The sequence below is a fragment of the Mycolicibacterium phocaicum genome, from assembly GCF_010731115.1.
Classification (GTDB): domain Bacteria; phylum Actinomycetota; class Actinomycetes; order Mycobacteriales; family Mycobacteriaceae; genus Mycobacterium; species Mycobacterium phocaicum.
Genome location: NZ_AP022616.1, coordinates 5,602,012 through 5,623,361, shown reverse-complemented (window position 1 = coordinate 5,623,361; position 21,350 = coordinate 5,602,012). Strand labels below are relative to the sequence as shown.

Annotated in this window: 16 protein-coding genes; 9 read left to right on the top strand and 7 right to left on the bottom strand. The window is 65.1% G+C overall.

Features of this window, described 5'->3' with window-relative positions; genetic code table 11:
* Nucleotides 1-67 precede the first annotated feature (67 nt).
* From G6N46_RS27070 to G6N46_RS27050, 5 genes are all read left to right on the top strand, one after another.
* Nucleotides 68-901: a WXG100 family type VII secretion target gene (locus G6N46_RS27070; RefSeq protein ID WP_138250056.1), complete on the top strand. Its 834-nt coding sequence runs from the start codon at nucleotides 68-70 to the stop codon at nucleotides 899-901.
* A 2-nt stretch (nucleotides 902-903) separates the two neighbouring features.
* On the top strand, nucleotides 904-1,185 hold the full coding sequence (locus G6N46_RS27065; RefSeq protein ID WP_322790405.1) for a WXG100 family type VII secretion target: 282 nt from the start codon (nucleotides 904-906) through the stop codon (nucleotides 1,183-1,185).
* Nucleotides 1,186-1,206: 21 nt separating this feature from the next.
* Nucleotides 1,207-6,201, top strand: coding sequence for a DUF8616 domain-containing protein (locus G6N46_RS27060; protein ID WP_138250058.1), 4,995 nt, complete (start codon nucleotides 1,207-1,209; stop codon nucleotides 6,199-6,201).
* A 22-nt stretch (nucleotides 6,202-6,223) separates the two neighbouring features.
* Nucleotides 6,224-7,144, top strand: a complete 921-nt coding sequence (locus tag G6N46_RS27055) for an immunity 49 family protein (protein ID WP_138250059.1) — start codon at nucleotides 6,224-6,226, stop codon at nucleotides 7,142-7,144.
* A 132-nt stretch (nucleotides 7,145-7,276) separates the two neighbouring features.
* Nucleotides 7,277-8,401, top strand: a complete 1,125-nt coding sequence (locus G6N46_RS27050) for a hypothetical protein (RefSeq protein ID WP_138250060.1) — start codon at nucleotides 7,277-7,279, stop codon at nucleotides 8,399-8,401.
* 6 nt (nucleotides 8,402-8,407) lie between these two features.
* Here G6N46_RS27050 and G6N46_RS27045 read toward each other — a convergent pair whose 3' ends face one another.
* The 7 genes from G6N46_RS27045 to G6N46_RS27015 all read right to left on the bottom strand — a co-directional run bounded on the left by G6N46_RS27045 (nucleotide 8,408) and on the right by G6N46_RS27015 (nucleotide 15,046).
* Entirely contained in the window at nucleotides 8,408-8,839 is a 432-nt protein-coding gene (locus tag G6N46_RS27045; protein ID WP_163693049.1) for a QcrA and Rieske domain-containing protein, read from the bottom strand.
* Nucleotides 8,839-9,417, bottom strand: coding sequence for a DUF6529 family protein (locus tag G6N46_RS27040; protein WP_138250061.1), 579 nt, complete (start codon nucleotides 9,415-9,417; stop codon nucleotides 8,839-8,841). Before G6N46_RS27040 ends, G6N46_RS27045 begins: the two co-directional genes overlap by 1 nt.
* The gene (locus G6N46_RS27035) at nucleotides 9,407-10,030 is read right to left on the bottom strand and encodes a hypothetical protein (protein WP_138250062.1); all 624 of its coding nucleotides are present in this window, start codon (nucleotides 10,028-10,030) and stop codon (nucleotides 9,407-9,409) included. The genes G6N46_RS27040 and G6N46_RS27035 overlap by 11 nt, the downstream gene beginning before the upstream one ends.
* A 159-nt stretch (nucleotides 10,031-10,189) precedes the next feature.
* A complete protein-coding gene (gene lpqB, locus G6N46_RS27030) occupies nucleotides 10,190-11,950 on the bottom strand; it encodes an MtrAB system accessory lipoprotein LpqB (RefSeq protein WP_138250063.1) in 1,761 nt (586 codons plus the stop codon).
* Nucleotides 11,947-13,599, bottom strand: a complete 1,653-nt coding sequence (gene mtrB / locus G6N46_RS27025) for an MtrAB system histidine kinase MtrB (protein ID WP_138250064.1) — start codon at nucleotides 13,597-13,599, stop codon at nucleotides 11,947-11,949. The genes lpqB and mtrB overlap by 4 nt, the downstream gene beginning before the upstream one ends.
* Nucleotides 13,600-13,642: 43 nt before the next feature.
* Nucleotides 13,643-14,329, bottom strand: a complete 687-nt coding sequence (gene mtrA, locus G6N46_RS27020; RefSeq protein ID WP_020102929.1) for a two-component system response regulator MtrA — start codon at nucleotides 14,327-14,329, stop codon at nucleotides 13,643-13,645.
* A gap of 87 nt (nucleotides 14,330-14,416) precedes the next feature.
* On the bottom strand, nucleotides 14,417-15,046 hold the full coding sequence (locus tag G6N46_RS27015) for a dTMP kinase (protein ID WP_138250065.1): 630 nt from the start codon (nucleotides 15,044-15,046) through the stop codon (nucleotides 14,417-14,419).
* Between the two features lie 98 nt (nucleotides 15,047-15,144).
* Here G6N46_RS27015 and dctA point away from each other — a divergent pair, with 98 nt between their 5' ends.
* The 4 genes from dctA (at nucleotide 15,145) to G6N46_RS28395 (ending at nucleotide 21,330) form a co-directional block, all read left to right on the top strand.
* Nucleotides 15,145-16,527 carry a C4-dicarboxylate transporter DctA gene (gene dctA / locus G6N46_RS27010; protein ID WP_138250066.1) on the top strand — a complete coding sequence of 461 codons (1,383 nt, stop codon included), beginning with the start codon at nucleotides 15,145-15,147 and terminating at the stop codon, nucleotides 16,525-16,527.
* A gap of 94 nt (nucleotides 16,528-16,621) precedes the next feature.
* The gene (locus G6N46_RS27005) at nucleotides 16,622-17,320 is read left to right on the top strand and encodes a WXG100 family type VII secretion target (RefSeq protein ID WP_138250067.1); all 699 of its coding nucleotides are present in this window, start codon (nucleotides 16,622-16,624) and stop codon (nucleotides 17,318-17,320) included.
* A 2-nt stretch (nucleotides 17,321-17,322) separates the two neighbouring features.
* The gene (locus tag G6N46_RS27000) at nucleotides 17,323-17,610 is read left to right on the top strand and encodes a WXG100 family type VII secretion target (protein WP_138250068.1); all 288 of its coding nucleotides are present in this window, start codon (nucleotides 17,323-17,325) and stop codon (nucleotides 17,608-17,610) included.
* 24 nt (nucleotides 17,611-17,634) lie between these two features.
* The gene (locus G6N46_RS28395) at nucleotides 17,635-21,330 is read left to right on the top strand and encodes a putative adhesin (protein ID WP_174814095.1); all 3,696 of its coding nucleotides are present in this window, start codon (nucleotides 17,635-17,637) and stop codon (nucleotides 21,328-21,330) included.
* Nucleotides 21,331-21,350 lie beyond the last annotated feature (20 nt).

The window sequence follows — 21,350 nt, the reverse complement described above, 5'->3', positions numbered from 1 at the left end:
ACAGCAGTTGGTGCCGGTTCACCCCCGCCCCTGGCCATATGCTGGGAATCAGCTGAATGGGGGGCAGATGGGGCAGCTCGAAGTTGAAGTGTCGGCGTTGATGGCAGCCTCGGCACGTTTCAAAGACGCGGCGCAGCGACTGCAGGACGGGCTTTCCAGCGTGGATTTGGAAACCACGCAGTTACTGGGATCGGGATGGAAGGGCGGCGCGGCAACAGCTTTCGGGACAGCATGGGACGGCTGGCACAACGGCGCGGGCCAGGTTGTGCGCGGTTTGCAGTCGATGGGTGACATGCTGTCGCTGGCCGGCAAGGAATACGCCAAGACCGACTCGGACAGCGCGGCAGCGCTGCAGTCGGCGATGGGCGGCGGCGGTGCTGCTGCCGGCGGAGGTGGTTCCGGCGGTAGCCCGGGCTCCGGTGCCGGGTCCGGTTCGGGTGCCGGTGCGGCCCAGTCCGGTAGTTCGCCTGGCGGCGCTGGTGGAGCTGAGCAGTTGGCGAGTCTGGCCCAGCAGATGGTGGGCGCGCTGGGGCAGGTCGGCCAGTTGGGCCAAGGGTTGTCCCAGGCCGTAGGACAGGCCGCCCAGTTGGCGACCGGGATCGTGCAGGCCTCGACGCAAGCTGCGGCGCAGGACCAACAAGGTGGCGCGGCGTCCGCTGGCGAGGATGGTGCCGACGACGGCACGACCGGCGGCAACGAAGACGACAGGGACAAGGCCGAGAAGGAGAAAGCCGAAGCCGAGAAGGATCGCGGCAGCGAAACCGATGGCGCGGCAGGGCCATCGGCTGAGCAACCGGGGCTGAAAGCCCCCATCGTCGATGGGCTGTCCGAATCCACAGCGCCCGCCGGCCCACAGCCGGCCCGGCCGCAGACGCGACCCGCTGATGGCCGGGAGGTGTGAGCGTGCTTGTCGTCGATTTCGCGGCAATGGAGGGCGCGATCACCCATCTGGAGCAGTTCGGGAAATCCGTCCAGGAAGTGTTGGAGGACGTCGACCAGGCGATGGCGGTGTTGCACGCCACCTGGCATGGCGAGGCCTCGGACGCCCAGGCCCAGTTTCAGCAGCAGTGGGAGGACGGCGCTCGCCTGATGAACGAGCAGCTGACGAAGTTGAAGGACGTTCTGGCCGGGGCGAAGAAGAACTACACCGACGCTGCCTCCCGAAACGGAGAGATGTGGGATTAGCCGCGGTCGACAGGGGATGCGGTGCCCGGCCGCATTGAAGTTGAACCCGATGCGCTGATCGCCGCGGGTCAGATTGTGCTGGCTGCCGGCGAGCAGTTGGGTGCGCTGTCGGAGGCGGTCAAGCCCATGGTCGCCGAGGGTTTGGCCTCGGGTTTCGACCTCGCCGGATTCAACATGGGCGTGCAGTACGGGCGGCAAAGCCAGGAATTCACCAACACGTTGGCGGGCGCGGCGAACGCATTCAAGAGTGTCGGCTACCGACTGATGGCATCGGGCTACAACTACCGCGATGCCGATGCGGCATCGACGATCGGCGGGTCGGGGCCTTCTGGAGGGCTCGGCCCTGCGCCGCAGGAATCCCATCCGGGTCAGGCCGCGCGAATGCCGCAGAACTTGCTGGTTCCGCCGCCGCCGAAATGGAACCTGATCACGATGTTCCTGCCGGTGAACACGTGGCCCAACGGCCATGCCGGTTTGATGAAAGTCACTGCTGCGCAGTGGCGCAACTTCGCCAACGGGTTCAAAGTCTTCGATTCCATGCTCACAGCACCGAAAGCAGTGGTCGGCGCCCAACACATCGACGAGTCCGGGAAAATGAAGGAGTCGCTCAACACCCTCGGCGAGAACATCAAGTCCTTGACGGAGATTTCCGACAGCGTCGCCAAGGCGGTCGAGGATTACGCCAACCAGGTGCAGGAAACCCAGAACGCGATCCGCAGAATTCTGAACCGGCTGTCCCTGGACGGTCTGTTCGACGCCGCGAAAGACATCCTCACCGGTGACGGCATGAAACTCGTGCGGGAGGTCGCCGACAACATCAAGGCGTTGTGGCACAACTTCCAAACCAACGTCAAAGCGGTCACGGGACTGCTGGGTGAAGCCCTCACACTGCTCGGCGAAGCGGCCGACGCATTCCAGAGAATGATCCGTCCGGTGCTGATCGCTGTGTTCGGCGACGACGTCGGCGGCGCGTTGGCCGACGGGATCAAGTTCTACACCGATGTACAGGTCGGCTTGATATCAGGACTGGTCGGGACCGTCTCGGGGCTTGTGTCGCTGGCTGATTTCGACACCTGGAAAGGGATGTACGACGTCGCCACGATGATCGCCAAAGATCCGTCCAAGACCGACGACGTGCTCATCGCCATGGGGAAACAGTTTGTCGCGTGGGACAAATGGTCGGGCGATCATCCTGGGCGCGCGTTGGGTGAAGCAGGCTTCAACATCGGGTCGTTGTTCGTGCCCGGCGGCGCGCTCAGCAAGACCGGGTCGGTGGCCAAGGGCGCAAAGCTCGCCAAGGATCTGGCCAGCGGGGAACGCAAGCTGTCCGACCTCGCCAGGTTGGGGCCCCGCAGCCGCGGTTCGGTCGATGCCGGAGACCACGACGGCCTAGAGGGCCTCAGCGATCTCGGCAATCACACCCAGGCCCCACGCTTTGACGCCGGCGCGATGCCCGAGATCGGTGACGCCCCACGGCCACCCACGATCGGTGACCCGCCTGGGGGCACACCGCGCGGGCTGGGTGGGCCGCCGGACCCGCCCGGCCCTGATCACACCCCGGTGCGGCCCGGCGGGGATGGTCCCGGGCAGCATTCGGGCCCGCCGGAGCGCTCATCAGGACCCGCCGATGCGGGGCCGTCCCGCCACGATGGTCCTCAGTCCTCTGGTGGGCCAACACATTCCGGCGACGGGCCGCAATCGAGCAGTGGCCCGGGCAGCAACGGCCAGGGCTCTCACGGCCCCACCTCTGACGGTCCGCGATCGAGTGAACCACCCGCCGCCGCCCACACTCCATCTGATTCGTCGCATGGGCCATCGCAATCGCAGCATTCCCCGCACAACTCCACGGACACAAGCACACACGACCAGGGCAATAGTTCGCCCGCCCACGACCAGCGGGGCAGCCACGACACGACCGGCTCCCGCGACAGCGGCGGCCACACGCCAAGCGACGCCGGGCACCGCGGCGATGCCGACAGTCGCCCCGGTGATCACACCTCCGGCGCGGAGCGCCACTCCGGTAACGGCGAACATCCCGGTAGCCGCGAAAATCCTTCCCCCACAGATCATTCCCGTACTCACGACTCGCCCACCACCGACGGTGCGCACCGCGCCGACCACACCGCGCCGTCGCACGTGACCGATGCTCCTGCTCACCGTGACACCGGCACCAACGCCTCCACCAACTCGCTGGCCAACGCGATGAACATGGGCGGCCCCATGGGCCCCGTCGGCCACCACGCACCCGGTGGCCACAGCACACCCGGTGGCGGCCACAGCGCGAACCCGACCGGCAGTCACACTCCCACCCCCAACACGGAGAGACCCGCGGGGACCCCGACGCCACGCGACACGACCGCGAAGAACCCGCCTCCGCAGCGTCCAACAGACCGCGCTGCCGCCGGACCGGCCCGCGACACCAATCCCAGCCCGCCGGTGAAACCCGCTGCCGCGCAGGGAGAATCACACGCCCCCGAGCACAAACAGCCCAGCACCGAGCAACCCCAGCGACCCTCGAGCCCGAGAGAGCCGGACCACGACCCGGGCCCACGGGCCGGTCAGGGAGCGGAGCATCCGCGGCCCGCCGCCGAGCACCCGCAACCCGCGCCGAGCGGTCCACACACCGAGGACCACCCTCCAAGCGGCACGCCAAACCACGCCGGCGACCGATCCGACGCGCCGCGGCCGGACCCGGTTGATGCGGTGACGCCGGTGCTCGACCGGCACGGCGTGACCCTCGACGAGTTCATCGATTGGCAACGAACGGCCGCGGTCGTCGGTCGCGAACACCTGGCCGAACACTTCAGTCATCAGCAACTGCAGGTGATGTACGAGGCGCGGATGGCCCATCCGCACCCCGGCCCCAACGACACCATTCAGAAGGTCGTCGGCGAAGGAGCCGTCAAGTCCATTCTTGAACAGATCGCCAACCCCGGCTCCAGATTCGGCGGTGGCGGCGAGTACAGGGCCAACGGCGCGGGTGGGTGCGTTTCCGTCGCCTCCGACGCGGCGAAACTCCGCACGCCTTCAGACCTGTTGCACGCATTGCGTCTGGACTATGGGGACGGGTCTCCTTACGAGGTATTCACTACCACTGATCACGCCTACGTTGTCGAAGGACGAGTGACCACCGGGGAACTCCGGGTGCCCAACGGCCGGATTACCGATCGTCTCGGGATTGCCGATCCCTACACCAGGGACCTCCGCTTCGGCGACCCTCCGCACACTGGCACCGGCTACACGGGCGCAGGCGATGGACTCAACCCGGAATACCAACTGATCGACGGCCAGTGGGCCCCCGGCGCGGAGTTGGTCCGCATCGACCCCGACGGATCGCGACACACGGTGGCACGTCTGGCAGACGAGGACACCTGGGTACCAGCCAAGGCTCCAGACGATCACGTCGTCGACGGCTGGCCACAGCACAAGGGCGGCGACTGGGTCTTCCCTGATTCCACACAGCACGGGCCACACCCCGAACCGCCCGATGCCACGCATCGAAGCCCCGAATTCCGCGACACTGGGCCACCTCCTGATCGACATTCCAGCGCCGGGGCCGCAGATGCGTTCCGGCACTCCACTTTCGAAACTCCCGCGGGTGCCGCCTTCTTCGACCCAGCGGATGCACACATGCGGGCTGCGGCCGGCGATGTTCCGAGATTCCCCGGTGAGTTCACCGTTGACGTACACGGCGATCACCACAGCGTCTCGGTGTACGACAGCGCCGGAAATCAGCATCAGCTCTCGCCACACGATTTCGCCGATGCGATTCGCAACAGCGGATGGGACGGACAGACGCCCATCCGGCTGATGTCCTGTGACACCGGCAGTGGAAACCATTCGTTCGCCGCCGACCTTGCCCGCGAGCTCGGGGTACGGGTCACGGCACCGGACCGGCCGGTATGGAGCTATCCCGATGGGCGCCCACCCGTGGTCACTGGTTTCGATCGCGGCCCCGACGGCGAACGCGTACCGCGGATCCCACCGGACGGTAGTTGGCATCAATTCGAGCCCGACGGCACCACACGGCAGGCACCCGACTTGCCAGGTCCGGACCACGCCCAGCCTGACGCCCATCACGGCAACGAGAGCCCCGACAGCGCGGACCCACAGAGCCGTGCCGGGCGGGAGATCTCCGACGATCCGATCGATGGCTTGGAGGGGCGGCACCCACCAGCCGGCCTTCAGGAAAAGGTCGACGACGCCCGTTACCGGGAGAAGTATTACGACGAGGTGCGCACTCGGGATTCGTCCACCGAGCCGGAATACCGGCGCAGAAACGAGAACCAACTCGACTTCGACGGTGACCAGGTACCCTTGATCCGCCGCGACGAAGTCGGCGCCCCGGTCGCGGTGCCCGACGGCTACGAGCGCGCCACCATCGCAGACGGCGAGACGCTTGTTCATGAGGCCAATCCACAAGAACGCCACGCCGCGCAAGAGCTGATCGACCGCCGCGAAGCTGCCCGCGAACACGTTGTCACCGCGGATGCCGCGTACCAGGCGGAGCGAGCCGACGGTGGTGAGGCGTCCCCGGAGACGCTCAGTGAGCGCCAGGCCGCGTTCACTGAGCAGACCGCCGCCGGTGAGGCGTTGGGCGAGCATGCGGCGACCCACGCCATGGAGAACACATTCCCCGGCAGCCGGTTCGACGTGACACCACTGCAGGAAGGACTAAAGGGCCCAGGCACTTTCGACCACGTCTACGAAGTTCGGGACTGCGAGAGCGGCGAAACGCGTGTAGTCGTCGTGGAGGCCAAAGGACCCAGCGGACACCTCGGCACACGCCAAGGCGTCGACGGGGTTGACTACCAACAAGGACATCGCGAGTATGCGGCAAGTGTCATCAACGCAATGCTCAAAAGCGGTCCGGAAGGACGACAATTGGCGTGGCGCCTTCGCGAAGCGCTGCTGACCGATCAGCTCGATTATTATTTGGTAACAGCAAAGGTGGAAATCACCTCAGGCGGTGCCGAGTACGGCGGGTACCGCATGGACCGATTCGCGTTGGACTAGAACACAGGAGAGTGATTCCGCGGTGGTTGTCATTGAGCGACACCCGATCGAGCTGGATGACATTGAACAACGGATCCAGGAACTGTTCGAAGACATCGACTTCACCAGAAAACTGATCGCATCGAAACCTCGATTAACCAAAGAACTATTTACCGACGCAACGTGGATCGCGAACTACTCATCGGTTGAGGATCCTGACGGGGCACTGCTACGCATCTGGGATGCGACGTGGATGGCGATGCAAGCCGGCTCAGCGATGTTCCTCAACGCAAACAACAAGGACCGCGAAATCGAGTTCACGCTCGGCTTCGATGACAAGGTCACCACCGCCGGCACCGGTCCGAACTCCAGCGCTACAGCCGGAAAATGGCTCGCTGCAATGTACTTCGCGATCGTCTGCCGCCGACATGACCGCATAACGTCCCTCTGCGCCACCTCCGTCGAGACGCTGCGGGCCTCCGGTGCGGTGTACGACGAGTACATCTACGACTGGGTGACCGCTTTCCAGAAGTTCTTCCACCGAGACGACGACGTTGTCCGAGCGATCATCACCGCAATGGAGGGCGCAGACCCGGAACGCGTGGAGATTGCCAAACCAGAACTGCTTTTGCTATTGCTGTATCCGCCGATCGAATTGCTGTATTTCATCACCCAGGGCAACGCCGAAGAATTCAATACCCGGTTGGCTCGAGCAGTCGAAGACCACAAGAAATACTGGTCGAAAACGGCCGACCGACGCCGAGACGTCGAAGGCTTCATCGCGTGGGGCCCGCTGGCGATGACGTGCATCGCCCACGACATGGGTATGGCAATTACGGTCGAAACGCCGTACCTACCCAAGCACCTCGTACTCGGCAGCCGCGCAACCGAATCACAATTCATCAGAGAAAGCCGTCAAGGCCGAGAATCATCGACGAATGGCCAGGCCGAAGGAGACATGTAGGTGACAAAAGCCTTATCGGTGTCCCGGCCAGATCCCGGTGCCCCAGACGGAGTTTCGCCCGACGCTTCGCTCCCCCGACTCTCACGCGAGGACGCCGCACGGGTCGCCGACTACCTCGACGCCGGTGCGGTCGTGGCACGCACCACCGCACGGGCCATCGACCCCTGGCTCAACCCGCCCGCGGCCCGAGTTCCACTGACCAAACGCACCGACGGCACCTGGCGCTGGGACGATGAAGTGAGTTACTACGTCCGCAATTACGGACTCTCCCCAGGCGCCGAATTCCTCAACTACCTACACCAACGCAACTTCACCCCACCCACCGTCAGCCCCGAACAGGTCAGCGCCGTCATCGACGAACTCTTCGGCAACCCGACCCAAACGCCACAACCCCGGCTCGCTCTGGACGGCACACAGCTACTGGCCCGCGACTACTACTGCATTTATCAGGGCCGGGCTTTTCGCTGTGACGTCAGCCCTTCGCAAGTCAAATTATTCGTTCCCCCGGGAGAACCCATTCCTGAGGGGTTTGAGCGCAGAGATGACCGTGATCAGTTTGTTCAGGCGATTGCCTACAAACGCGTGCCCGCTGATGACATCGAGGCTTTCTACCGTGCAATCACGACTTGCTGGTACAAGGGCGACCCATACTCAATCAGGCGGATTGACGGGCCACGCCTGCGACTCAGCCTAGACGGCGGGCGTCGGATAAAACGCACCATTCCCGAGCCGCCACACCCAACACTCAAGGAAATCTCGCAGTTCCCGAACACCGAGGTCCTGGGCCAGGGTGACGTCTGGGCCACCATCGAGATTCAGGAGGCCGCCCGTCTGACCATGGCGATCGTCCCGTACCACCAAGTCGGTGGTCACCTGAAGCCAGTTCGAGACGTGACGGGTGCAGGGGTCGCTGTACCGAAAGCCGACGAAATCTTCTACTTCCCGTCGCCACAGGACAGCCCATTCCTGCCCGCCAACGACGCCATCACCACCATCACCGCGCACCTCGCCGCCCACGACCCCAGCTACCCCACCACCGGACTCACACCCCAACGACTACGCGACGGATGGCGCCTCAACCCCACCACCGAGACACCAACCATCTACTACATCACCGACGACAAACACATCATCACCGCACCGGCAACCGCACCAACCTTCCACATCGCCAGCCAAATGTCCGCCGAATTCCGCAACCGCCACCCCATCGAGAACCCACCACCAGCCCACGACACCGGAACCGACATCTTCGACTGAGCCAAATCAGCCCAGGACGATCGAGTCCCCCTGCACCTTGACAGTCTTGGCCTCCAGCGGCTTCTTGGCCGGCCCCTGCGCCACCGACCCGTCGAGATTGAACTTGCTGCCATGGCACGGGCACTTGATGGTTCCGTCGACGACCTCGCTCACAGTGCAGCCCTGGTGGGTGCAAATGGCCGACATACCTTTGAACACACCGGCCGTCGGCTGCGTCACCACCACCTCGCCGATGATCACGCCCGAGCCCACCGGCACCGCGGAGGTCTTGACCAGCGCGCTGTCGGCCGTCGGGGTCGTCCCGCCGTCGGGCGTCGGGGCCGGCGCCTGGCTGGCGGCGGGCGGCTTGCCGTAGGTCTGGCAGCCCGCTATCACCGTGGCGCCCAAAGCGATTCCCGTACCAGCCAGCACCTCACGGCGGCCCACCTTCTCAGCCATCAGAACTTCAGCCCCTCTCCGACGAACAGCCACAGCGCCGAGGTCAGCCAGAGATACACCAGGCTGGTGAACACCGCGCCGCCCAGGACTGGGATCGCCCAGCCCGGCACACCTTTGCGCGTCAACAACAGCATCTTCGCGACGAACGCGCCGTAGAAGAAGCATCCCAGCAGTGAATGGGTGAGCACGCGGACATCGGTGGTTTGGAAACCCACGGCATACAGGCAGTGCACCGCGACCGGGACGGTGGCCAACACGGCCAGCCGACCCGACCACACATGGGCGGCACCGATCCACGTCGGCGCCTTCACCGGCAGCTTGCCGTACATCACCAGGGCCGAGAACACCTGGAAGAGGCCAAGAACCGCGGCCAACGTGGCCAGCCACGCCTTCGCGTACAGCCCGCTCGAGAAGCCTGCGAAGTTGACCGAGAAGAACTTCGGTTCATGGACCGACCCGAACACGCCAAGCCCGACCGCCACGACGGCCCCGACCAACAGCACGGCGACGAATCCGACTCCGCGTACCGGGATTTGCGCGCGCTGCGTGGGCGCATCCGCCGAGGGATCAAATGCCATCACTGTCGCCCTCCACGCGCTTGGCGTCCGGACTCAGTTCAGGGGCCGGTGACGTCGCACCGTCGGCCGAACGCTGCACGCCCGTCACCGCCTTGTCCTCGCCGACGATCCAACTGTTTCGCACACCGTTGTTCTGGCTCACGTACAGGCCGGCCGGTGGCTGCACCGCGAAAGCGGTGAAAGGCCAACTCTTTTCGCCGATCGTCAAGGTGCCTGCCACGCTCTTGCCGTCATGGCGGCCCTCGAGGCGGCTGGTCTTGTCCTTGCTCGTCAGGGTGACGGTGCCGGCGTCGGCCGGCCCGCTCAGCCAGGTTTCGACGGCGTTGCCATCGCACGCGTAGGCGCGGGCGGTTGCCCCCTTGACCGAGATGTCCAGCGTGATGACGCCGGTCTTGGTCGCGACCTTGCCCTGGTAGTCCGCGGCCGCGGGGAACGGCACGGCAGCTGGGGCGGCAGGGGTGCTCGGTGCGGCCTGACTCGTGGGCGGCGCGGCCTGACTGGTCGAGGTCGTCGGTGCCGCCGGCCCAGATTCCTTGGACACGTTCACCGCGTAGATCCCGACGCCCAGGGCGGCGACCGCGCCCAGGGTGACGAGCGGGCCCGCTACCTTCATGTTCACTCCTCATCGGCTGTGAACCCGATGGCAACAATGATCCACCCGCGGGGACACGCGCTCATCGGATTCGGTGACATACCGGGCCAATTTCAGCTAACGATTGGCCGACTCAACCGGAACAACGGAGCCGAGTCACAGAAGGTTCAAAGCGACTTTTCAGCCAGGGAGCACGGGCAGCGCGCCCGCGACCATCAGCGGCCGGATATCGGTCCACATCAGGTTGTTGTCCGCTGCCGAACCCGACAGCTGCAGAATCCCGCGCTGATCGGCGAGGTACACCGTCGAGGTATTGGCCGCCACGGTGGACACCGGAACGACCAGGTTCCGGGTGGGTCCGTCGGAGTTCACGCCGTCGAGGTTGACGTATGACACGGGATGCGCGCCGTCGGTGCGGGTCACCACGATGTCGTCGCCGGTGCGCCAGGACAGCGACAGCGCCGTGTTGCCCAGACCGAAACCGAGCCGGCGTGGATAGGTCAGCGCGAGCTGGCCGCCCTCACGCAACTCGACGCTCGCCAGGATCACCTGGCCGTTGATCACCATGGCGGCACGAGTGGCGTCCCGGGACAGCTGCAGCGCGCTGATCGGACCGGGGAACTTGGTGGCCACGGCCGACGAGTCGACGGGAATGCGGGCGGGCTGGCCCGACGCTGCCTCCTGGATCGCGCGCACGACGTTGATGCCGTCGACGACGATCCAGATCGCATCATCGAGCGACCAGCTGGGACGCGTCAGCGTGTGCGCGTCGAGCGCCTGTGCCGCGTCGCCGTTGACCGGACCCACCCACAGCGACTGCGCCATGTCCGGGGCTCCGGGCCGCAAGGTCACCACCGAGGCGACTTCCTGCCCGCTGCGCGACAGGGCGGCCGAGGTCTGGCCGGGCAGTTGCCCGAACGCGCCGGCGACCCGCGGCGCATTGTCGCCCTCCAGAGACACCAGCGATCCCCCGGCCAGGGCATGCAGACCGGCCGCCGCACCGGGATCGGCACCCGGATCGGTGGCCGCGACGTCGGAGGTGTTCCAGCCTTCGGCGAACCGGTCATCGAGGGCGGCGCCGTCGGCGTTGATCACGTACGGGCCATTCACCCCGGCGCGGAACAACGTCCAGATGATCTGTGCCGCAAGCAGTTGCCGGCTGTGCGGGTCGGTGGTCGACAAGCTCTCGAGGTCGATACGGGCGCCGCCGTAGCCCCGCCCGACACCGGTCTTGCCGCCGTCGGCCCGCGTCACGGGACCACGCAACCGCAGCGGTGCGGCCATGAGATTCCGCACGCTGCTGGCCATCTCGGGGCGCGGCCCGGACAGCAGCTTGGTGACGAGTTCGGTGGCGAGTTGGTCGGGGTCGGACACCGCGACGTAGCGCGGGTCGGGCACGACGGTCTTGCCGGTCGGGTCGACGAAGTACAGCGTGTCCCGCTTATAGGTGGACTGGAACTGCTGCCAGTCCAGGAAAACCCCGTTGGGCAGCTTGTCGATTCGCCAGCCCCGCGGCGTCTTCACCAGATCGATGGGACCGGGATCGGGCAGCGCGCCCTCGCCCGTCTCGAACACCCCGACATCCGACAGCGAACCCAGGATGTCGGCGTGCATGGTCACCGAAACCTTGTCCGTGCCACGGGTTTCCACGAACACGACGCGGTCGATCAGCAGGGCACTACCGGCGTCATCCCAGGAGCGGGAGGCCGATTCGGTGAGGAACTGGCGTGCCGCGAGATGCCGGTTCGCGGGATCCGCGGTCGCTTTGAGGAATTCGCGCAGCAGCAGGTCCGGGTCCATGCCCGGCGACGGCGTCGGCAGATTCCGCGGGGCCGGCCGGTCGACCGTGCCCACGGCCTGCGGTGCCGACGAACTGGGTACGCCGGCACATCCCGTCAGGACCAGCATCAGCACCGCGCAGAGCGCCAGTGCCCCTTTCATGACGGCTCCCCCGCGGGCAGTTCGCCGGACGAGAGGGCCGTAACCGATTTGGGCCCAGTGGGTTTGAGCGGCAGCGGACTGGTGGTCACCTTGTGACCGCGCACCAGCGGCAGCGTGAGCCGGAAGCAGGCGCCGTGACCGGGCTCGCCCCAGGCCTCCAGCCGGCCCTGGTGCAGGCGCGCGTCCTCGATGCTGATGGCCAGACCGAGGCCGGTGCCGCCGGAGCGCCGCACCCGCGAGGGGTCAGAGCGCCAGAACCGGCTGAACACCATCTTCTCCTCGCCCGGTCGCAGACCCACGCCGAAATCGCGGACCGTCACTGCCACGGTATCCACATCGGCGGCCATCTTGATCTGAACGGGCTTCTTCTCAGCATGGTCGATCGCGTTGGCGATGAGGTTGCGCAGAATGCGCTCGACGCGGCGCGGATCCACTTCGGCGATGACGGCCTCGTCGGGGAGATGCACGGCGAGTTTGATGTTCGCGTCGTCGGCCAGGTGGCCGACGTTGTCGAGCGCGCTCTGCACGGTGTCACGCAGGTCGACCGACTCCACCGACAACTCGGCCACACCGGCGTCGTGCCGGGAGATTTCCAGTAGATCGGCCAGCAGCGTCTCGAAGCGGTCGAGCTCGTTGACCATCAACTCGGTCGAGCGCCGCAGCGCCGGGTCGAGTTCCTCGCTGTGGTCGTAGATCAGGTCTGCGGCCATGCGCACCGTCGTCAGCGGCGTCCGCAGCTCGTGACTGACGTCAGAAGTGAAGCGGCGCTGCAGATTTCCGAACTCTTCGAGCTGAGTGATCTGCTTGTGCAGGCTCTCGGCCATGTCGTTGAACGACACCGCCAGGCGCGCCATGTCGTCCTCACCGCGCACGGGCATGCGCTCGGTGAGGTGCCCTTCCGCGAACCGCTCGGCGATGCGCGACGCCGAGCGCACCGGCAGCACGATCTGCCGCGCCACCAACAAGGCGATGGCCGCGAGCAGGCCGAGCAGCACGATGCCACCGGTCGCCATGGTGCCGCGTACGAGAGCGATGGTGCTCTCTTCGTTGCTCAGCGGAAAGATCAGGTACAGCTCGAGATTGGTGACCTGCGACGACGTCGGGCTACCGACGATCAGCGCCGGACCGGAGAACCCGTCGGTGTGGACCGTCGCGTACTGATAGCTGACCTGGCCGGCTTTGACGAAGTCCCGCAAGGAGTTCGGAATCTCGCCCACCGGCCCGGCCGACGTGGCCGCCCGCGGACCGTCACCAGGCACCACCAGCACCGCGTCGAACGCACCGGCCAGCCGCGAGCCCGAATCGACCTTGCGGTCGATGAGAGTGTTGCGCGCCAACTGCAGGCTGCTGTTGAGCGAGCGCGTCTCCTCGCCGCCGACGATGCCGCTCACCGTCGTGCGGGCGTGCTCGACCTCCTCGGTACCGGCGCGGACCTTGGCTTCGAGGATCCGGTCGGTGATCTGACTGGTCAGCACGAAACCGAGCACGAGAATGACCGCAAGGGACAACCCCAGCGTCAGGGACACCACGCGAAGTTGCAGCGAGCGGCGCCAGGCATAGCCGACCACCCGGCCGACAGCACCCAGCCCGCGCACGAAAGCGCCCGAGCCGAAACCGCCACGGATACGCCGTCGGGATCCCCAGATCACCGGCGCCCTACGGTCTCAGGCTCGGGCGTGACGAGCCGTCCGATCACGGCGGTCCGGCCTTGTATCCCACTCCTCGAACGGTCAGCACCACCTGCGGGTTCTCGGGGTCCTTCTCGACCTTGGCCCGCAGGCGCTGCACGTGGACGTTCACCAGGCGGGTATCCGCCGGGTGGCGGTAGCCCCACACCTGTTCGAGCAGCACGTCACGAGTAAATACCTGGCGCGGCTTCCGGGCGAGAGCGACCAGCAGGTCGAACTCCAGCGGCGTCAGCGAAATCTGCTCGCCCTGACGCGTCACCTTGTGTGCCGGCACGTCGATGTCGACGTCGGCGATGGACAGCATCTCTGCCGGTTCGTCGTCGTTGCGGCGCAACCGCGCGCGCACCCGCGCCACGAGTTCCTTCGGCTTGAAGGGCTTCATGACGTAGTCGTCGGCGCCGGACTCCAGGCCCAGCACCACGTCGACCGTGTCGGTCTTCGCGGTCAGCATGACGATCGGCACGCCCGAGTCGGCGCGCAGCACACGGCAGACGTCGATGCCGTTCATTCCGGGCAGCATGAGGTCCAACAGCACCAGATCCGGACGCAGCTCGCGGACCGCGGTCAGCGCCTGGCTGCCGTCACCGATGACGGCGGTGTCGAAGCCTTCGCCCCGCAGCACGATGGTGAGCATCTCGGCCAGAGATGGGTCGTCGTCGACGACCAGAATGCGTTGCCTCATGGCGTCCATGGTGTCACCAGATCGCGATAAAGCTGTGATCTCCGATGGGCGTTTTGCCTTCTACCTGACAACTTGCTGGTAAGCGACGTGGCCCGATCACCCCAGCAACGTGGTGGCCAGCTCTCCCGGGTCGACGTCGGGCGCGACCAAAGCCCAACGGCCGACCCAGTTTTCGGCCGCCAGCGCGGTGTACACCGCCGCGGTGCGGCCCTGCAGGCCGCCGTCGCGCTCGTAGGCGTCGCGGGTTCGCGTCGCGTCCTGAGCTTCCCGGCGCGCCGCCCTTTCCGCCGCGAGGTCGGTCGGCACGTTGAGATAGAGCTGCCAGTCCGGCACGGGAAGCGCCAACCGTTCGAACTCCAGCTCCCGCACCCAGGCGACGACGTCCCCGTCGGCGTCCTGGTGCAGCCGGGCTGCGCTGTAGGCGGCGTTGGAGGCGACGTAGCGGTCAAGGATCACCACATCATGAGCGTCGCTCAGTTCCGCGATCTCCGCCTTGGCGCCCGCGCGGTCGAGCGCGAACAGCATCGCCATCGCGTACACGGACTCCGACAGGTCGCCGTGCCGGCCGTGCAGCGCCTCGGCCGCGATGTCGGCCTCGACCGAACGGCCGTACCGCGGGAACGCCACGGTGGTCACCGACTTGCCGCGGGCCTCGAACTGCGCCCGCAGCCCCTGGGTCAGGGTGTTCTTCCCGGCACCGTCGACGCCTTCGATTGCGATCAGCACGTGGCGAGACTAATTGCTGAATTGGATATATCTGCTGCGCGACGTCACAGAAACATCGCAGAAATCGGACGGTGACGCCTGATCAGTACTTTCGCGCGATGGCGACCAAGATCGAACCTCCCAAAAGCGAGATGATCCGGCTCGCGAACAAGCCACCCTGGTACACGTCGCTCTTCGTGCAGTTGCTCGTCGCGATCGTCGCCGGGATCCTGGTGGGCTGGCTGCAGCCCAAAGTCGGCGCGGACCTCAAGCCACTCGCCGACGGCTTCATCAAGCTCATCAAGATGCTGATCGCGCCGATCATCTTCTGCACCGTCGTGCTGGGCATCGCACACGTCGGTGACCTCAAGTCGGTCGGCCGGATCGGCGTCAAAGCGTTGATCTACTTCGAAGCAGTGACCACCTTCGCGCTGCTCTTCGGGCTGGTGGTCGGCAACATCGTCAAACCCGGGGCAGGTTTCCACGTCAACGCCGCCACGCTGGCGGCCGGGGCCGACGCGATCGCGAAGAAGACCCAGAACAAGGAACTGCCGCACACCGTCGACTTTCTGCTGAACATCATCCCGGAGTCGTTGTTCAAGGCATTCACCGACAACAACCTGCTGCAGGTGCTGTTCTTCGCCGTCCTGTTCGGACTGGCGTTGGCCAAGTTCGGCGAGAAGGGGCCGCCCGTCATCCTCGAGATCGTCGACCACCTGAGCCACCTGTTCTTCACCGTGATCGGCTGGGTGATGCGACTTGCGCCGCTCGGCGCGTTCGGGGCGATGGCCTACATCATCGGCCAGTACGGCATCGGTTCCCTGAGCAGTTTCGCGAAGCTGATCGGCTGTTGTTATCTTGCGGCTGCGCTCTTCATCGTGGTGCTCGGGGTCGTCGCCAGGGTCTTTGCGGGGGTGAACTTGTGGAAGTTCGTCGTGTACATCAAGGACGAGCTGTTCCTCGCGCTCGGCACCGCCTCGACAGAGGTGGTGTTGCCGCGCATCATGACCAAGCTGACCAACGCCGGTTGTTCACGCACCACAACGGGCCTGGTGGTGCCGACCGGCTACTCGTTCAACCTCGACGGAGCGACGCTCTACCTCTCGATCTGTGTGCTGTTCCTGGCCCAGGCCTTGGGCGTGAACCTGAGCCTCGGCGAACAGATCACCGCGGTGCTGGTGCTCATGCTGACGTCGAAGGGCATGGCCGGAGTTCCCGGTTCGTCATTCCTCGCGCTGTCGGCGACCGTCGCCGCCATCGGCCACGGCGCCATCCCGGTCACCGCGGTGGCCCTGCTCCTGGGTGCCGACCGCATCATGGACTCCATGCGCGTCTCGGTAAACCTGCTCGGCAACTGCGTCGCGACGTTCGTGGTGGCCAATTGGGAGGGACAGCTCGACAAGGACCGCATGCGCAAGGTCCTCGACGGCCAAGACTTTCCGCCGCTCGACGAGCCTGACCCCATGGTGGATGCGGCGGCGGGTGGTCACGCCCCTGCGTAAACACGGCGGCGCGCTATTGCCGCCCTGGCGTACGCCGAGGTGGCAATAGACTGAACAGTCGGCAAGCACTGACTCGCGCCGTAGGGGGGGACCTATGGGACGGCCACTCGAACTCGTCCAATCTGAATTTTCGGCTGCCTCGAACAGCCTGAGCCACTCCGCACAGGAATTGCAGGATGGGCTGTCGCACGTGGACCTGAGCGTTTCTCAATTGCTGACATCAGATTGGAAGGGCGACGCCGCTTCGGCCTTCCGCAAGGTATGGGACCAGTGGCACAACGGCGCAGGCCAGGTGGTTCAGGGGTTGCAGGCCATGTCGAGCTTGCTCTCTGTGGCCGGACAGCAGTACGGCAACGCTGATGCGCAGGGCGGCGCAGCGATCAGTTCATCCATGGACGGCGGCGGGTCTGCAGGTGGCGGCAGTCCAACCGGTGCGCCCGCAACGGCAGCTGCGTCGCAAACCGGAGGCGCGTCATCCGGCGCCGGGGACGGCGCGAACGGTCTGGCCTCGCAGCTGCCCAGCCTTGCCGAACAGATGATGGGCTCACTGACACAGCCGCTGTCGCAGGTCGGCCAGATGGCTGCCGGCCTCGCGCAGGCGGGCGCACAGATTGCGACCGCGGCGGCCCAGGCTGGACAGCAAGCGGCGCAAGGTGGCGCCGAGAAGGAACAGGACGAAAAGGCCGACGCCCTTAAGGATGGCGCGGCCGGCGACCCCACCTCGCCCGGCGCACCGCCGCTGCCGACCCCGACGTCAGACGCGGACCACCGTCGTGAGAACCGGAGAGCCTGATCATGTTCGTGGTGGACCCAGATCAGCTGACCCACGCTGCCAATGATGTGGAAGCGTTTCACAACAAGGTCAAGAGCGTCTTGGAAGACGTCGAACGGACCATGACCATGTTGCGCGCGTCATGGCATGGGGAGGCGTCCGACGCACAGGCACAGGCACAGCAGCAGTGGAAGACCGGTGCCGAACAAATGGATCAGTCACTTCAGGCTCTGAAGAAGGTCCTGACGGCAGCGCAGAAGAACTACTCCGATGCGGTCAAGAACAACGGTCAGATGTGGGGTGCCACATAACCGGCGTCCACGCACCACGCCTCGGTGCCCGTCGAGGTCTCCGTGCGAATTGAGGTAGAGCCGCAGGCGTTGATCTCCGCGGGAGCGATGATCAAGTCAGTCGGCGAGCAGTTGTCCGCCCTGTCAGGCGCATTGAGCGCCGCTTTCAGCAGCGGTCTGGCCTCCGGAATCGATGGGACCGGCCTGGCGTTCGGCCTGAGTTACGAGCAGCAGGCCGAGACGTTCGCGACAACGTTGGCCAAAGGCGCCACCGCGTTCAAGAACATCGGATTCATGGTCCAGGTCTCCGGATACAACTACCTCCATGCCGACCAGGCGTCGACGGTCGGCGGTCCAGGCCCCAGTGGCACACCGGGTGACGTACCCAGCACGACCGACGCGCATCTCGACGTACACATGAACATGGGCTTGGTGCCACCCCCGCCGAAATGGTTTCTGGTAGAGCCGCTACTCATGGTTTCAGGGGTAGGAACGGCCCTGGGCGTCGCTATGGCCTGGCCGACCGGCGACTCCGGCCTGATGAAAGTCACAGCCGCGCAATGGCACAACATCAACACTGGATTGAACGCGCTGCAGAACTTACTGGGCCCGGCCCGCACACTTATCGCTGCGCAGAAGATTCCTGAGGCCGCCGCCATCTCGTCGGGATTTGACACCCTGGACGGCACCATGAAGCAATTGGTCCAAGACAGCTCGACCATCGCGACAAAGATCGACGAATTCGCTGCCGGCGTGCAACAAGCCCAAGACGGCATCCGCCGCATACTTGACAGGTTGACATCGTTCAACACGCTCAAAGACCTCCTCACAGGGAAGGGCAAGAAGGTCCTGGAGGAGGTCGCCCGCGATGCCTCGACCCTGCTGAACAACTTTCAGCGGCAAGTCAAGGCCCTCACTAGTGTTCTCGACTTCATCAAAGGCAAGCTCAGTGAATGGGCAGACCGCCTCGAGAAGTGGCTCAAACCGACCCTGGTCTCCTTGCTCGGTGAGGAAGTCGGCGGAGCCATCGCCGACTACGCCATCTTCCGAATTGATCTCGCTGTCGGTGTGGTCAACGGTGTCATCGGGACCGTTTCAGGTGTCGTGGCGATGGCCGACCCCGATACGTGGAAAGGCATGGCCGATCTCGCGACTGCGCTCGCCGAAGACCCGTCGAAAATCCCCGGCACGCTGTTGGAAATGGGCAAGCAGTTCATCGCGTACGACGCGATCACCGGCGATCATCCGGGCCGCGGCATCGGCGAGGCCGGGTTCAACATCGCATCGATGCTCAATCCGAGCAGCGCAGCATCGAAGGCGGGCATGGCGGGCAAGGTTGCAAGTCGCGTGGGGCGCGCGTTGGATTCGGAGAATCTGGTCAAGCTCGGTGACAAGTTGTCCGACTTGTCTGGAAAGACAACCAAACTCAATGAGCTCGATCACGTCGGCGGTCTCGGCGGCCTGGGCTCCAAGATGCCCGAAGTACCGGAATTCAAACCCGGTGCGATGCCCGGATCTCCGGACGCGCCAAGGGTTCCCACGGTTTCCGATCCGCCTTCCGGCCCGCGGGGGTTCGACGGTGGATCCCATGATCCACCAGGGCCCGACCACACTCCGGTCAAGGGTGACGGAGGTGGTGGCCATTCCGAGCGACCAACGGGGCCTACAGATTCCGGTCCACGCCAACACGACGCACCGACCAACTCGTCGTCCAATGGGCCTGCGCACTCTGGAGACTCCCTGGGGTCGGGTGATGGTCCGCGATCGGCAGACGGTCCACGGTCGACCGAGCCGCCGGCCACAAACCACACACCGTCGGGAGATTCGCCGTCTGCCGGAGGCCAGCACTCGCCCGAATCATCAACTCGCCCAAACGGTGCCGACGAAGGACGCGCTCCGTCTGCGCACGACACCCCTTCGGCACGCGACACCGGTGGGCACGCGACCAACGATGCGGGGCACGGCGCCGATCGCGGAACCCAAGATGGCCGACAGACCGGTGACCACACTCCCAATGCCGACCATCGCCCGAACGCCACCGAACATGGCGGCCGGAGCGAAAGCCACTCTCCCACTGAGCATCAGCCCACCCACGAACCACGCCCGACCGACTCGGCGCACGACCGCAACGGGCAGCCCGTTGATCACTCGCGGGAGCACTCAAGTTTGCCGGACAACAACCCTGCTGAGCGCCACGACTCCGGCACAGCCTCGTCCGGGCTTGCCAACGCGATGGGGGCGGGACTCCACGGTCCAACGCCGAGCCATGGACCAAGCCACAGCCCCGCCGGAAGCCATACGCCGACAGAAAAACCTGACAGCGCACCGCAGAACCGCGCAACCACGAATAGCGCAAGCACAACAACCGAACGTCCACAAGACCGGTCAGGCGTCGCCGGCCCAGCCCGAGATACGAATCCCAGCCCACCAGTAAAACCTGCTGCGACGCAAGCTAATTCGACGGCACATGAACGAAATTGGACACCTGGAGAAGCTCAGACACAACGGCCTGTCGACCGCGGGCCAACGTCTACGACGCATCACGAACCACCTGCTGCACGCGAACAGCCGCGCGAAGCAGGAGCTGGGCGCACGCGCTCACCAGAACATCACGCGGATACGACGTCGCCAAACGCTGGTTCACATAACGTGGAGCCCAGGAACGAGCATGACGTCCGGGACGCGAGCGGACTCAGCCCCGAGAAACGCGCCGAAATCCTGGCCACAGAAAAAGGCAGCAGGCCCGATCCGTCTGAATACCTTTCACCTGAGTACATCGCGCACCACCTCGATCAATTCAAAGACGGCGCAACGCGCTTCATGCCTCACAGCAATCTTGAGAAGTACGGGATCGCGCAGCGGGACGGCACGTCATTTGTAATGCCGAAGTCCGAGGCCGACGCCATGCTCGCCCGAACCGGTGGCGACCCACGTGCAATGGAGCGCGAATTGGGCCTGCCGGAAGGATTCTTGGACTCCCACAAGCTGGCTCGCATCGACATCCCGCAACCCGGTGACGCCAACCTCCGCGTCCCCTCAGGCAACGAAGCCGGAGCCAACGATCAGTGGATCCCCGGCGGAAAGCTGCCCGACGGCGCCTCGGAAGCTGTTATTGACGGAGGCAAACTTGGTCCCGACCGGTACAACGTTTCGGATGTAAACGCTGATGGACACCATCGACCGCAATCCGATCAACCGACCGCCACGCAGCATCGAAGTGCGCCTTACGACGCTCACCATGAGCCGTATCAACGAAGCGGTGACCATGAGAACACCCGAGAGGGGCCGACAGCAGAACATGTCGCTCCAGATGGCCGGACGAAAATCAGCGGGCACGGTATCTACAGCGAACTGGACGGACACCTAACTGTGCCACCAGGAACGACAGTCAGAGTCTTCGCCGAGCATGGCGCAAAAATCAGTGAGGACCTCGGTAATCTGATCGAAACCGGCGGCGATTTCTCACGGGTATATTCCCGCACCTTCGAAGCTGGGGACAAGATGCCCAACTACACGCTTCTACCGCCCGACGACCTCGACATCAAGGGAAATCCGTATACCGTCGACCGACCAACGCAGTTGAATGATCTACTTCGCCCAGGTATGGGGATTGTCGACTATGCCGCGTGTCTTGGCCGCTGGGAAGACGCGGTGTACGACGTTGACAGGATCTACAACGACGTCACAAAAGACACCATTCACCGGTACGACCCACCTCTAATCGATAACGACGACTGGTAGTCGACATGGAGATCCGAGGT